The organism is Flavobacterium sp. (genome assembly GCF_039930565.1).
GTDB lineage: Bacteria > Bacteroidota > Bacteroidia > Flavobacteriales > Flavobacteriaceae > Flavobacterium.
Genome location: NZ_JBDTTP010000035.1, coordinates 25,177 through 39,413, shown reverse-complemented (window position 1 = coordinate 39,413; position 14,237 = coordinate 25,177). Strand labels below are relative to the sequence as shown.

12 protein-coding genes are annotated in these 14,237 nt (G+C 33.4%); 4 read left to right on the top strand and 8 right to left on the bottom strand.

Going from position 1 to position 14,237, the window contains the following annotated elements; genetic code table 11:
- The 5 genes from ABI657_RS10500 to gdhA form a co-directional block, all read right to left on the bottom strand.
- On the bottom strand, positions 1-250 hold a 250-nt coding region (locus tag ABI657_RS10500), incomplete at its 3' end, for a class I tRNA ligase family protein (RefSeq protein WP_348097212.1).
- Positions 251-470: 220 nt separating this feature from the next.
- The gene (locus ABI657_RS10495; protein WP_348097211.1) at positions 471-2,066 is read right to left on the bottom strand and encodes a hypothetical protein; all 1,596 of its coding nucleotides are present in this window, start codon (positions 2,064-2,066) and stop codon (positions 471-473) included.
- 42 nt (positions 2,067-2,108) lie between these two features.
- Positions 2,109-2,822 (bottom strand): DNA repair protein RecO, encoded by a 714-nt coding sequence (recO, locus tag ABI657_RS10490; RefSeq protein WP_348097210.1) that lies wholly within the window; start codon positions 2,820-2,822, stop codon positions 2,109-2,111.
- Positions 2,823-2,887: 65 nt separating this feature from the next.
- Positions 2,888-5,170, bottom strand: coding sequence for a T9SS type A sorting domain-containing protein (locus tag ABI657_RS10485; RefSeq protein ID WP_348097209.1), 2,283 nt, complete (start codon positions 5,168-5,170; stop codon positions 2,888-2,890).
- A 125-nt stretch (positions 5,171-5,295) separates the two neighbouring features.
- Positions 5,296-6,639, bottom strand: a complete 1,344-nt coding sequence (gene gdhA / locus ABI657_RS10480) for an NADP-specific glutamate dehydrogenase (RefSeq protein ID WP_348097208.1) — start codon at positions 6,637-6,639, stop codon at positions 5,296-5,298.
- 323 nt (positions 6,640-6,962) lie between these two features.
- Between gdhA and ABI657_RS10475 the strand changes: the two genes are divergently transcribed.
- Positions 6,963-7,757 carry a glutamate dehydrogenase gene (locus ABI657_RS10475; RefSeq protein WP_348097207.1) on the top strand — a complete coding sequence of 265 codons (795 nt, stop codon included), beginning with the start codon at positions 6,963-6,965 and terminating at the stop codon, positions 7,755-7,757.
- Between the two features lie 59 nt (positions 7,758-7,816).
- Here ABI657_RS10475 and ABI657_RS10470 read toward each other — a convergent pair whose 3' ends face one another.
- Positions 7,817-8,959 carry a cystathionine gamma-synthase gene (locus ABI657_RS10470; RefSeq protein ID WP_348097206.1) on the bottom strand — a complete coding sequence of 381 codons (1,143 nt, stop codon included), beginning with the start codon at positions 8,957-8,959 and terminating at the stop codon, positions 7,817-7,819.
- Positions 8,960-9,138: 179 nt separating this feature from the next.
- Between ABI657_RS10470 and ABI657_RS10465 the strand changes: the two genes are divergently transcribed.
- Positions 9,139-9,882, top strand: a complete 744-nt coding sequence (locus ABI657_RS10465; RefSeq protein WP_348097205.1) for a DUF4163 domain-containing protein — start codon at positions 9,139-9,141, stop codon at positions 9,880-9,882.
- Positions 9,883-9,887: 5 nt separating this feature from the next.
- On the opposite strand, the gene ABI657_RS10460 is transcribed toward ABI657_RS10465, so the two are convergent.
- Positions 9,888-11,039 (bottom strand): ATP-binding protein, encoded by a 1,152-nt coding sequence (locus tag ABI657_RS10460; protein ID WP_348097204.1) that lies wholly within the window; start codon positions 11,037-11,039, stop codon positions 9,888-9,890.
- Positions 11,040-11,148: 109 nt separating this feature from the next.
- Entirely contained in the window at positions 11,149-11,904 is a 756-nt protein-coding gene (locus ABI657_RS10455; RefSeq protein ID WP_348097203.1) for an SDR family NAD(P)-dependent oxidoreductase, read from the bottom strand.
- Between the two features lie 309 nt (positions 11,905-12,213).
- Here ABI657_RS10455 and ABI657_RS10450 point away from each other — a divergent pair, with 309 nt between their 5' ends.
- Both ABI657_RS10450 and ABI657_RS10445 read left to right on the top strand, forming a co-directional pair.
- Complete coding sequence (locus ABI657_RS10450; RefSeq protein ID WP_264205909.1) at positions 12,214-13,218, top strand: MoxR family ATPase; 1,005 nt, start codon at positions 12,214-12,216, stop codon at positions 13,216-13,218.
- An 81-nt stretch (positions 13,219-13,299) separates the two neighbouring features.
- Entirely contained in the window at positions 13,300-14,163 is an 864-nt protein-coding gene (locus tag ABI657_RS10445) for a DUF58 domain-containing protein (RefSeq protein WP_348097202.1), read from the top strand.
- Positions 14,164-14,237: the final 74 nt, after the last annotated feature.

Below are 14,237 nucleotides of genomic sequence, written 5' to 3'. Positions count from 1 at the left end.
TTCTTTTTACCTGAAAACCTTTTTGAGTTTTATATCTGCAAAAAATATCTTTAATAGCACGCGCCATAACGTGGTGAATTCCCGGTAATCCATTTGCTGAAGGCGGACCTTCAAAAAATACGTAAGGCTCAGCACCTTCGCGAGTAGTTACACTCTTTTCAAATATATTTTCTTTCTTCCAAAAATCAAGAACTTCTGACGCTACCGTTGGCAAGTCAAGTCCTTTGTATTCAGTAAATTTTGTGCTCATTTTATCCTTTTCTTAATCGAGGTGCGAAAGTAAGCAATTTTGAGGAAAATAGATAAAGATGAAAGAAAAAAGAACTCAATCAGAAATTTTCGAATATATTACCTAAAAAGTTTTCCTTATTGAAAGTTTTGGGGAAAGCTTGATTAAAAATGATACAATAACTTTAATTTTAAATGAACTAAAATTAAATTAAGAATCTAAAACCAAATTGCAGCTAAATTTATTTACACATATCTAAAGCTTCAACAAATTTTCGCAATGAACTTAAATCATTTTGAAATTCGTTGCTATTAGCTCTTGCAGCTAATCTTGGACAGGAAGCAGCCAATTCAATAAATTTGGTTCTTGTATTCATCTGCCAGCCAACAGAATTTGTCGAATACCCAAGAGTATCACTATGTTTTTTTACAATAACTTCGCCGGTGAAATATTGATACAACGAGATTGTTTTGCCATTTAAAACTTCGCGAACGAATTTGAAGACAGGCTTGCTTGAGGCTCTTGTAGCTTCTTTAAAAGAAACAGTAGAATAAAAGTCATATTCCTGGATAATTAATTTGGAAACCTGATCTGCAAAAAAGGTTTTAAACATATAGTTATGATTTCCTTTTTCATCGGGAATACTAATCGCAATTTTTCGATCTAAATTAGCTATTTCACTCCCTTTTGCATATCCTGAAATGGTATCATTGGAGCTTAAAATAAGAGTAATCAGACTATATTTAGGATTATTTTTCAGCAAATAATTGGGGTCAAAATTGGCGGCATCTATTTTTTCTTCCTCAACCATACCATTTGTTCTTGCTTCCACATCCATATGCCTTGTCTTAACCTGATTGACCTCAAAAAGTGTTCTTAGAGACTCATTTCGAAGTTTCATGCTGGTTCCATCTGAAGCATCATATTTATTAGCAATTAATTTATCACACCAAATATCTGATTGATCTGGCATATCTAAATAGTAATAAATAGCAGCCAGATTATAATAGGCTCCGTATCGCAATTTCCTTTGTTTTCTCTCATCTTCGGCAAAAGTTTTTTCAATTCCTTCAAAGTAGCTGATTACTGGATCTAATTCTGCTTTTAAAGGCATAACATCTTCATTATATTTCATTTTATTAAAAACGGACTTAACATTAGTAAGTGCTTTTATATTATTATCAAATTCAGGATGTTTCTTCGAATCCAAAATCCATAAATAATCTGTTGACTGCTCTACAACATATCCGTAATCATGATTCAGCCTTGCATCTATAATATTAATTGTGCGTGCAAAATAATTGTTTTTCATCACAGCTATTGACTGGTCTCCAAATTTTACTGCATCTTCATAATTTGAATATGACCCTTCATCTGTAAAAGTATTGTCTAAACTATATGACTTATTAAAGGTAGGATCTGATGAACAAAACACTTTAAAACTACCTAAGTCTCTACACTTTACTATTACCCTGTATGAAACCTCAGTCTTTTCTATTCCTTTAGCATCTTTTGTTTTTGTTTCAATTTTTCTTATTTCCTGTACAAGAGCTAAAGGTGCCTGTAGGTTAATTGTAATTTCAAAATACCCATTTGTGTCCAGTCTCTTAAAACCATCAATAGAAACATTCTCTTCAAAATGGTCCTGAGCAGCTTTAATGTCATAAACATTATCTGCCGTTACAGTTATGATATATGTTCTGTTTTTTCTTTCTAAAACAGGTTTCTGGGGAAGATTTACAAATGATAAATTAAAACTTTGAGGGTCTAAATCGACGGATTGTGAAAAAATTGGCATTGCTGAAGTCAGCAGCAAAAATGTAATTATCCTGATCATATAATAGTTTTGTGTTCAAATATATGAAATCAGATTTTTCTTTTAAGAAAATATTTCTTTCAAAATCTCAAGTGATTTTGGCTTTTTAAAACCCTGCAAATGGTAGCTGTAATAATCGATTATAATTTTAAGAAGAATCTGTCTCTCGACAACATGAAATATTTTTTGATTATTGCCAAATTTTAAACCGATAAGTTTTTTAAATAAATTGGTTTCATGTTGTGTCAGTCCGCCTAAAACTGGAAAAAACGTAAAAACACCTTCATTCATGTCAAAATAAGGTAAATCGATTTCAGAAACATCAGGATAAAAACCCAGGTATTTTGTTGCTTCTAAAAGTAAAATCAAATGAAAATTAGAAACCTCATCATGATGATCGAGCCAGGTCATTGCCGTTTCTAAAAAAATAAAAAGCGATTCGTTTTTTTCTTCTTCCTGAATGGAATAATGCAGCATTTCAGACAAAAACATTACCATGGTACTTTTTACAAGATCTGTATGAATGGTTTGAAAAGGAACCGCTGTTTTTATTTCCTTGAAATTCTCTAAAGTCCCTTTATTTTTATGAACTGCTTCTATCTCTAAAATAGATAAAGGCTGAAAATAAGCAATCTTCTGACTGGCTTTCCGATTCGAGAAAGCATCACGCACAAAGTAAGATTTCAACCCGTGTGAAAGTGTAAAACACTTTACAATCAGGCTTTTCTCCTGAAATTTTAAGGTTGAAATTACTATTGCTTTTGTTTTAACAAACAATTTGTATTTAGATTAAAGATTAAAGAAACAAAATATGATTATCATTGATTACCTAAGATTACAACCTATCTTATGATCATAACTTTCTTAACTTTAGTTTCACTCCCATCCTGTGCTGAAATAAAAATCATATATACTCCAGATGCTACTTTATATCTCCCAAAAGCTGTTGTGTCCCACTCTATTGTTCCACCTTCTGAAATAGTTTCATAAACCAAATTTCCTTCTATATCAGTAATTTTTATATTTGCTTTATCGAGTAATCCTGCAACTTTTATAGTACCTGAATAGGAAGGGCGTACCGGATTTGGATACACATAAACATTATTTAAATTTTCTGTAGCTTCAGTTGCAACCCCTTTAAATGAAATCATTCCTTTATTTGTTGCAATAAAAACTTCTCCGGTTCTACTATTAATTTTGATATCATTTATTAGATTACTCGGTAATGGTGAATTATTTATCGTGAAGTGATATTTTGTTTCCTGACCATTTGGCGACACCATAAAAACACCGGAATCTGCCGTTCCTATCCATTTATTATTAGCACCGTCTACAACTATAGCAGTTATTGATTGTTCGTAAAGTAGTTCTTGTGCCAAACCATCTTCTAGAATAATTATCGCATTTGTTTTTAACTGACTTTCCGATTGAAAATTATTAACATTGGACAACACTCTTAACCCTTTTGTAGTCCCAATCCATAATTGATTTTTAGTATCAACTGTTACTACGCGAGCATCCTGTGATGGTAAATTTCCCGAATCCGGACCAGAAGTTATTTTCTTAAACGTATTAGTGGTTTCATTATAACCTAAAACTCCTTCCACGGTCATTGAAATCCATTTAGTCCCATTCTTATCAATAGTCAAATCGGTATAATTCGCATCTTGTGGTTTTGCTAAAATAGTTTTCATCGAAACACTTTGCCATTGACCATTTGTTCTCAATACTTTTAAACCATTATCAACCAAACTATTAGTTAACCAAAGATTGCCTGATTTATCAAATGCAGATCCATTAATACGAATATCTATGTAGTTAGGCCCAGCAAAAGTTAAAGTCTCTAAACCGCTATTTTTTTCATTATAAAGGACGGAAGGTACATCATTTTCAATTTTTAATAAACCTGAAAAATAAGAACTTGCAAAAACCTGATTTTCATTATTCGGATTAACAATAATATTCACCATCGATTTTGACCCAAATACGTCTTCATAAGGTATATTTAGCCATCCATTTTCTCCTAATTTACTAACTCCATAATTATCCAGAGGATATGGGTTCAATGTCGCAGTATAATCTCCATAAACAGCCCATATTGCAACAAGAGATGCAGACATAGCAAAAATATTATTTCTTACTGGGCCTGATGGTGTGTCGTTTGTAAAACTTGTCTGACTGGATAGTATCGAAGAATACAAACCTTTTTCATTTGTTCCAATATAAATTACATCCCCTACAACGGTTGAACAGCTAAATATCAGTTGGTTATCTAAAACCTGAGTATTAGAAATCTGCCTAATCAAAATCATTTGATTATTATAGACAAAAACCATATTTGGCGTTGTAATCAATAAATTATTATTGGCAGCTCTCATATCTGTGGAAGATTGTGGAAGTTGGAGAAAACCAACAAAGACATTCGAATTATATCGATGAATATAACCAGATGAATTAATTGCAATCAATTCTGAATCTAATGTTTCTACACTAGACCAATCTCCGGAATTTACTGTTATCCATTGGTTGTAATCAATTAAATTTAAATTATCGGCATTTGCTTTCTTTATACCATTTGAAGTTGCAGCATAAAAAAATCCATTAAAAAAAGCAGTTTGCCTAACACTTATCTGCGCACCAACATCACTAATAAAATAAGTATCCCCAAATTGCGATGTATTCAAATTAAATTGCACAATTCCAAAATCACAGGAAACATATATCAATCCGTTATGTTCCATAAAATGATTTATCTTTTTTAGGCTTGTTGGTAATTGTTTATTGATAATGTCTACTACTTTTATCAGGCTCCCATCGGCTTCATTTATAACAATCAGCAAACCGTTTTCGTAACCTATTATTTTTTTTTTGGAAGTTTCGCTATAATAGGTAGCTGATATTGTCTGGCCTGAAAGCCCGTCAACTGTTGTTGTGGTTTTAACAATATTTGTGACTGCATTTTTAGAAAACAAAGCGTTTTCAGAAGCAGCAAAAACAGTGGTTGAATTTGCAGATAAATCTTTGATGTTATTGTAAGAAAAATAGCCCTGCCAGGACAATTTATTCTGCGCAAAGTTACTTTGAGATATTATCAAAAATAAAATATATAAAAATTTTCTTTTCATTATTTGATGATTCAGATTCACAAATATAATACAAACCAAGGTATTTGAATTTTGTTAACCTAATAAAAATGCCTTCAGTTTATCGGTAAGACAAATGAAGGCAATCTTTTAAATTATAATGAAAACTATACCACGCCCTGAGCAAGCATAGCATCGGCAACTTTTACAAATCCGGCAATGTTGGCTCCTTTAACGTAATTTACATAGCCATCTTCGCCTATTCCGTATTTTTTACATTGATTATGAATTCCGACCATAATATCCTTTAATCTTAAATCAACTTCTTCACTTGTCCAGTTTAGACGAATCGAATTTTGCGTCATTTCTAAACCTGACGCAGCGACACCACCCGCATTTGCTGCTTTACCTGGTGCAAATAACACTTTATGATCTAAAAACAATTTAATTGCCTCTAAAGTTGAAGGCATATTCGCCGCTTCAGTAACGCATAAAACCCCATTATTAATTAGTTTTTGAGCATCTTCTCCATTTAATTCATTTTGTGTAGCACACGGAATGGCAATATCTACTTTCACTTCCCAAGGGCTTTTTCCTTTATGAAAAACAGCATTTGGATATTTTTTAGTGTAGACTTCAGCCCTATTATCGCCGGTTGCTCTCATTTCTACCATGTGTTCTATTTTTTCACCAGAAATGCCTTCTTCATCATAAATATATCCATCAGGTCCGGAAATCGTCAATACTTTTCCTCCTAATTCATTTATTTTTAAAGCAACGCCCCAAGCCACATTTCCGAATCCTGAAATCGCTACTCTTTTACCTTTAATCTCATGTCCTATAGTTCGTAACATCTGATCCGTAAAATAAACAACTCCATATCCTGTAGCTTCCGGACGTATTAAAGAACCACCGTAAGCCAGTCCTTTACCGGTTAATACACCCGTGAATTCATTTCTGATTCTTTTATACTGGCCAAATAAATATCCGATTTCTCTGGCACCAACACCAATGTCTCCTGCCGGAACATCTAAGTCTGGTCCTATATGGCGGCATAATTCGGTCATGAAGGATTGACAAAAACGCATGATTTCCCCATCAGATTTTCCTTCAGGGTCAAAATCAGAACCTCCTTTTCCGCCGCCCATCGGCAGTGTTGTCAAACTATTTTTAAAAACCTGTTCGAAAGCAAGAAACTTTAAAACCGATAGATTTACGGTATGATGGAACCTGATTCCTCCTTTATAAGGCCCAATCGCTGAGTTCATTTGGATCCTAAAACCTCTGTTTACAATTATTTCTCCTTTGTCATCAACCCACGGAACCCTAAAAATTATGGAACGTTCCGGTTCAGCAATCCTTAAAAGCAAATTTTTTCCGTCGTATTTTTTTTGTTCTGCTATAAATGGAATTACTGTTTCTGCAAATTCTCTCACAGCTTGAAGAAATTCTGGCTCATTTGGATTTTTTGACTCCACAAGAGCCATAAATTCATTTATCTTTTGTTTCATTTTGAAAAAAATTGTTCAAACAAATTATTACTATTTTACTCAATTAAATAAGAAAATACGTTTAAGAAAACGATTTCGTTAACGGAACAAAGATACAGCAAAATGAGAATGTAATTTGTTTTTTATTAATTTGAAGTTGCGAATTACATATTTTTCAAACAATATTAAAAATGTGTTTTAGTAGTTTTATTTTACAATAAAAACAGCTACTTTTCGTTAAAATTTTAAGTATTTTAGTATATATTTTTTAATTGAACGATTAATTATTTTGAATGGAATATGTTTTTTATATATTTGCCATTGATTTGTAAGCCCCGAAACTCATGTTCAAGCAAATAGCCTTAGTTTTTTTCACCCTATTTGGTATCACAACGGTATCACACGCCCAGCTAAACTTAGCCCACGAAATTGGTGTCATCTTTGGTCCCGTGACTTTCCAGTCTGATTATGGGCAAAGAAATAATTTTGATACTAATATTGGAAATAATGGCTTTGGAGTTGGAATTGTTCATTTTCTAAATTTTTCCTCAAATGCAAACAGGGATTATTATTTTAATGAACATTTTAAATTACGAAGTGAACTTTCATTCAGCAAAGCCAGTCTAAAGCATTTTGGTGAATGGGTTGAACGCGATCCTGGCGCAATTGACACCCAACAGCTTAGGGCAATGAGTGGAAAAACCTCTGTATTAAATATAGGTACTCAGGTTGAATTTTTTCCTTTTATAAAAATTCACGATTTCGAATATAGCCCTGGCACTTTTAATCCTTATATAAGTCTTGGAGTAATGGCTAGTTTTTACAATGCTGAAGCTTCCTCTTCGCTTGGTGTTTTAGGAGATCCTGCTGTTACTTATCCTAAATATTTAAATCCTTCAGATGGCCGTCAATATGGCTTTTCAAGTGAAAGCGGTTTTGCTGTTTCTGCTCTTGTTGGAGCTGGTGTACATTATAAATTAAATGAAATGAACGATCTAATGTTTGAGATACGTTATCAGGGTTTTAGCTCAGACTGGGTTGACGGATTAAATCCAAATAAGGACATTAGTAAAGAAAACAAGTCTAATGATTCTCAGGTATGGTTTAATTTTGGATACGTTTATTATTTAGAATTTTAAATTATTAAAACTATACACAAGCAAAAACCCCAATTCATATGAATTGGGGTTTTTGATTTTTATGCCAATGCCTGTTCTAAATCGGCTATTAAATCTTCGGCGTCTTCAATACCAACACTTAATCGAACCAAATCATCAGTAATACCAACTTCTGCTCTTTTATCAGCTGGAATTGAAGCATGCGTCATCAAAGCCGGATGATTAGCTAATGATTCTACTCCGCCTAATGATTCTGCCAAAGTAAAAACTTTCAATTTCTCTAAAAATGCAATTGAATCTTCTTTTTTACCAGAAGCAAAAGTAAAAGAAACCATCCCTCCAAAAGCTTTCATCTGTTTTTTGGCAATTTCATGAAAGGGATGACTTGTCAATCCAGGATAATAAACCGTTTTAATTTTTGGATGATTATTTAAATATTCCACCACTTTTTCTCCGTTTTCACAATGTCTCTGTACGCGCAACGAAAGTGTTTTAATTCCTCGTAGAACCAGAAAACTATCCATTGGGCCAAGAGTCGCTCCGGTGGCAAATTGCTGAAAATGCAATTGCTCTCCCAAAGCTTCGTCTTTTACAATCAAAGCTCCGGCAATAACATCAGAATGTCCTCCTAAATACTTTGTTGCGGAATGCATAACAATATCAGCCCCTAAATCAAGTGGCTTTTGTAAATAAGGCGTCGCAAAAGTATTGTCTACTGCCAGCCAGATCTTATTTTCTTTTGTGATTTTGGCGATTTCTTCAATATCGGCTAATTTCATTAATGGATTTGTTGGCGTTTCAACCCAAACCAATTTTGTGTTTTTGTTAATTAATGACTTCAATTTATTGATATCTGTCATATCTACAAAATGGAATTTTATTCCTGAATCTTTATAAATTCTGGTGAACATTCTGTAAGTTCCTCCATATAAATCATCCATGGCAATAACTTCATCCCCTGCTTTAAAAGATCTTAAAATACAATCAGTAGCCGCTAATCCAGATGAAAAAGCCAGTCCGCGTGTACCATTTTCGATACTTGCCAAAGCATTCTCTAATGCAGTACGAGTGGGATTCGATGCCCTGCTGTATTCATAATCTCCGAGAGGTTGTCCCGGACTTGTCTGAACAAAAGTAGAAGTTTGATAAACCGGTGGCATAACTGCTCCTGTACTTGGATCATGATGCTGACCACCATGTATTACTTTGGTATTGAATTTCATATTATAAAAATTTATTAATCAAATATTTTTGGCATCAGTTCTGGTATTAAAATACTTCTGATTCACATTTTTGATATGATTTTTGTTTTTAAAATCGTAAATTAGAATACAAATTTACTTTTTAATTTATTTTAATTCTTGTTATCCTTTACCTTATTAATATAATTAACACTTTTGACATGAAACATTATATCTTACTTGTTTTTTTATTTTTGACACTTACAAGTTGCAATAAAGAACTTTCATTTGAAAATGAACTATTTGAAAAAGAATCTCCTATTCCCTGCGAAAAAGACTGTCCCAAAATTACTATTGACATTCCCATTGCTTCAAACATTCCGATTGTTTCTGACAGCATCAATAAAAAAGTTTTTTCAGTAGTGAAAGAAATTGTTTACTTTGGAGAGAAGCCTTTAAACGCAAAAGATTTTAAAAACCTGACCACTGCTTTTATAAGTTCGTATGAGGAGATGCATAAAAAATTTCCAGATGAAACGTTTGGCTGGGAAGCAAAAGTAAAAGGAAACATTGAATATCAATCCGATCAGATTTTAAATATTAAAATTGAGCATTATACATTTACAGGCGGCGCCCACGGTTATCAGGGCTTCCGTTCTTTATTATTCAATCCGGAAACAGGTAAAACCATTTTTACCAATCAGATTTTTAAAAGCGAAAAAGAATTTAAGGCTTTCGCCGAAAAAGAATTCCGGGCCAAATATAAAATTCCATCAAAATCAAATATAAATGCAACGGGGTTAATGTTTGAAGACGATAAGTTTCAATTGCCACAAAATATTTTTTACACAAACGAAGGTTTGCTTTTATATTACAACTCCTATGAAGCTGCTTCTTATGCTGATGGTCCAAAAGAACTTCTTTTTCCTTATGATAAAGTGAACAAATACTTATTGTATCACTAATTTAGCTATTTTGTCCCTTCCTGAAAATCATATTTCATTTTGCGCAGAATTCGAAGTGCTTCCTTAAAAGACAAATACACTTGCGGAAAAGGTTTTAAAAGCAATTTTGAGTCAATTAGTTTTTGTTTAGCCTCATCAAAACCATTTAAATGACAAATCATAAAAGTGGAGGGAAGATTTTCCAAATCAACTAATTCACGTTGCGACAAAGTATAACCTTTTTGTAATTTCTGAAGTAAGGAGATATTTGAATTATAAATATGATACAACATTTTTCGGTTGAATTCCGGAGGATGAAAAAGCATTTTCCGATCGATTTTATAATATCCGTTATCAAAAAAACGTATTGTTTGTTCTTCTAACGGATAATAACTTGTCTTATCGTTTAGACCTAATGAAACATATTCTGTAATGGTAAAACTATGATCATCAAAAAAAATTGTAACAACATCCAGAGCTGAATAAAAAAGTTTAATTTGTTCGTTGATCAGTTCAATATCAACTCGTGAAAGAAAGGTTTTATCGCGGGATTTTTTAGGAACTCCCGCCCAGCAAATCACAAATAATTCTTTAAAAACATGATATTTCGGCGACATATCCTTATGCCTGAAATTCATAAAATCGATTACGCCATCTAAGGTATACTGAATACTGTTTCGGGAGCTGTTTTCGATACCAATGACCGTTTCTGTATTTTGGTAATTTTTCTCCACTTCACCTTCAATAGGTATGGAATTACTTCCCCGTCTCACAAAAACACTATTAGCCAATATGGTATGAATTCCTTTTTTAAAATACGAAAATTTGTTTTTAGGTTTAATCGTAACCAATCCGATTACTTTATCTTTTGGAAGATTGGGAAATGGTACATTTTCATATTGAATCTTTGGCGGATTTTCTAAAAAAGCATTGACAAGATTCTGAATTCTGCTATCATCAAAAAAATCGTCACCAACAATTTCATTATCATGATCCTCAACACCAACTACTATATAAGAATTGTTAGTAGGATTTGAATTTGAAAGTGCGCAAATGTGTTTCAGAAATTTCGCCTTTCCTTCACGGGAATGCAGATTCAACTGCCTTTTTTTGTCATAAAAACTGCTCTCGTCATTGTGAGCGAGCAGGTTCTTTATTAAAAGGCGTTTATTGATCATTATAATTAGGCTACTTAGAAAGTTAAATCTTATACCTCTTAGATTATTGGTTTCAGATTTCTAAATTAATCTAAAGATCTAACTTTCTAACAAGTCCCACAATCTAATTTTAAATATTTTTCCTGACTATTGTTGCCGAAGCTTGTGCTGTCGGATATACAATTAAATCGGCAATGTTTATGTGGTATTTTCTTGACACTACAAAATGAATAATATCGGCAATATCTTCAGCCTGTAAAGCTTCTAAGCCTTTGTACACATTTGAAGCTCGATCGGCATCGCCTTTAAAACGCACTTCGCTAAACTCCGTTTCTACCATTCCCGGATGAATAGCTCCGACTCTGATTCCGTACTGATTTAAATCCATTCGCATTCCGTTATTGATTGCATCAACAGCATGTTTGGAAGCACAATACACATTCCCGTTTGGATATACCTCTTTACCGGCAATTGAACCAATATTGATAATATGCCCTGATTTCCTTTCAATCATTTGCGGAATAATCGCTTTCGAAACATACAAAAGTCCTTTTACATTAATATCGATCATAGCATCCCAATCATCAATGTCTCCATCTTGAATAGGATCTAAACCATGTGCATTTCCTGCATTATTGATTAAAATGTCAATTTGTGAAAATTCCGCTGGCAGCGAATCGACATTTTCAAAAACAGCATTTTTATCCCTTACATCAAAAACTAAGGAATGTACTTCTGTATATTCTGCAAGTTCGCTTTCGAGTTCTGTCAATCTTTCTTTTCGTCTTCCGCAAATAATAATCTTATAATTATTTCGGGCAAAAATCTGCGCTGTCGCTTTTCCGATTCCACTTGTTGCACCAGTAATTAAAACTGTTTTTTTCATTTTGATGTTTTCCTTTTAAAGATTTAAATTTATTGTCCTTTCTATCTAAAAACAATTCATGTATCTTAAATTACGTCTAATAATTAAATTTTACCAGTGTTTTATTATATTATTCTTTATGCAAATGATTGGTTTATAAAACATAATCATTAAAGTTCTTAAAAATATAAAAATAGAATCACAATTCGTCCTTAAAATTAAGGGATTGGTCGAAGTTTTAACCATTTTTTAACATCTTACTTCTTAAAAAATATTCAATTTGCACTATCAAAAATAAGGCTTAAAATACAAGGTTATAAAAACATTTATATGGAAGAAAACACAACGACTTTAGACATTAGAGCGATAAATGAAAAAATTGAGAGAGAAAGTGCTTTTATAGACCTTCTTACAATGGAAATGAACAAAGTTATTGTAGGCCAGAAACACATGGTCGAGCGTTTATTAATCGGGCTTTTGGGACAGGGGCACATTTTGTTGGAAGGGGTTCCGGGATTAGCGAAGACTTTAGCGATAAATACTTTGTCACAGGCGGTGCAGGGTTCTTTCAGCCGTATCCAGTTTACACCGGATTTATTACCTGCCGATGTTGTCGGGACAATGATTTACAACATTAAAGCAAACGAATTCTCTATTAAAAAAGGGCCTATTTTTGCCAACTTTGTACTTGCCGATGAGATTAACCGTGCTCCTGCCAAAGTGCAGTCGGCACTTTTGGAGGCGATGCAGGAGAAACAAGTTACTATTGGCGACACTACTTTCAAACTTGATCGTCCGTTTTTAGTTCTGGCAACTCAAAATCCTGTTGAGCAGGAAGGAACCTACCAGCTTCCTGAAGCGCAAGTCGATCGTTTTATGCTTAAAACCGTAATTGATTATCCTAAAATGGATGAAGAGCGTTTAGTAATTCGTCAAAACTTAAAAGGATCTTACGAAAAAGTAAATCCGGTAGTTTCTGTAGAGCAAATTTTGCGTGCCCAGGAAGCTGTTCGCGAAGTTTACATGGACGAAAAAATCGAAAAATACATCTTAGATATCATCTTTGCTACGCGTTATCCGGAAAAGTATAAACTTGCGGATTTAAAACCACTTATCAGTTTTGGAGCATCACCACGTGGAAGTATCAATTTAGCCAATGCGGCAAAATGTTATGCTTTCATCAAACGCCGGGGGTATGTAATTCCGGAAGATGTGCGTGCTGTTGTACACGATGTTTTACGTCACAGAGTTGGGATAACATATGAGGCTGAAGCCGAAAATATTACTTCTGTAGACATTATCAACAAAATCGTAAACGAGATTGAAGTACCATAATAGTAACTAGTAAATAGTGATCAGTAATTAGCTTTTTGCTTTTTGCTATTCACTAAGTACTAATTACTAATTACTAAAAATATGGATACAAAAGAGCTTCTAAAAAAAGTACGAAAAATAGAAATTAAAACCAAAAGACTGAGCAATCATATCTTTTCAGGAGAATATCATTCTTCATTTAAAGGGCGCGGGATGACTTTTAGCGAAGTACGCCAATACCAATATGGTGATGATATTCGTAACATCGACTGGAATGTGACTGCCCGTTATAACGAAGCCCACGTAAAAGTTTTTGAAGAAGAACGTGAACTGACCATGGTTTTAATGGTTGACATTTCGGGTTCAGAAGGTTTTGGTTCAAAAAGTCAGTTTAAAAAAGACATCGTCACCGAAATTGCGGCAACGATGGCTTTTTCGGCCACACAAAATAATGACAAGATTGGATTGATATTATTTTCTGACAATGTCGAATTGTATATTCCTCCAAAAAAAGGCCGATCACATGTTTTGAGAATCATTCGTGAATTAATTGAGTTTGAACCAAAAAGTCAAAAAACAGATATTGCCCAGGCTCTGAAGTTTCTTTCAGGAACGCAAAAAAAGAAAGCGATCGTTTTTGTGATTTCTGACTTCATGTCTGAAAATTATGAGCAGACTTTAAAAATCGCTTCTAAAAAACATGACATTACAGGTGTTCGCGTGTATGATGTTCGTGAGGAAAAAATCCCAAATTTAGGAATGGTCACCATGCTTGATGCCGAAACCGGGAAAATTCAATTGGTTAATACAGGTTCTAAATCGGTGCGGATGAATTACGAAAAGCATTATCAGGAGAGAGTTAGTTATTTTAAGGAAATTTTTAGTAAATCCGGAGCTGGCGTAGTAAATACAAGAGTTGACGAAAATTACGTAACCAAATTACTGGGATATTTCAAGTCTCGTTAATTTGCAGACTTCGAAGATTATTATATTTTCAAACAATAAACATTCGTTTTAGACTAAATCCGAATCAAAATCAA

Excerpts from the sequence above, each read along its gene's own strand:
- ABI657_RS10455 (WP_348097203.1), bottom strand. The coding sequence starts at position 11,904 with ATGAAAAAAACAGTTTTAATTACTGGTGCAACAAGTGGAATCGGAAAA.
- gdhA (WP_348097208.1), bottom strand. The coding sequence starts at position 6,639 with ATGAAACAAAAGATAAATGAATTTATGGCTCTTGTGGAGTCAAAAAAT.
- ABI657_RS10450 (WP_264205909.1), top strand. The coding sequence starts at position 12,214 with ATGGAAGAAAACACAACGACTTTAGACATTAGAGCGATAAATGAAAAA.
- ABI657_RS10495 (WP_348097211.1), bottom strand. The coding sequence starts at position 2,066 with ATGATCAGGATAATTACATTTTTGCTGCTGACTTCAGCAATGCCAATT.
- ABI657_RS10445 (WP_348097202.1), top strand. The coding sequence starts at position 13,300 with ATGGATACAAAAGAGCTTCTAAAAAAAGTACGAAAAATAGAAATTAAA.
- ABI657_RS10470 (WP_348097206.1), bottom strand. The coding sequence starts at position 8,959 with ATGAAATTCAATACCAAAGTAATACATGGTGGTCAGCATCATGATCCA.
- ABI657_RS10465 (WP_348097205.1), top strand. The coding sequence starts at position 9,139 with ATGAAACATTATATCTTACTTGTTTTTTTATTTTTGACACTTACAAGT.
- ABI657_RS10460 (WP_348097204.1), bottom strand. The coding sequence starts at position 11,039 with ATGATCAATAAACGCCTTTTAATAAAGAACCTGCTCGCTCACAATGAC.
- ABI657_RS10475 (WP_348097207.1), top strand. The coding sequence starts at position 6,963 with ATGTTCAAGCAAATAGCCTTAGTTTTTTTCACCCTATTTGGTATCACA.
- ABI657_RS10485 (WP_348097209.1), bottom strand. The coding sequence starts at position 5,170 with ATGAAAAGAAAATTTTTATATATTTTATTTTTGATAATATCTCAAAGT.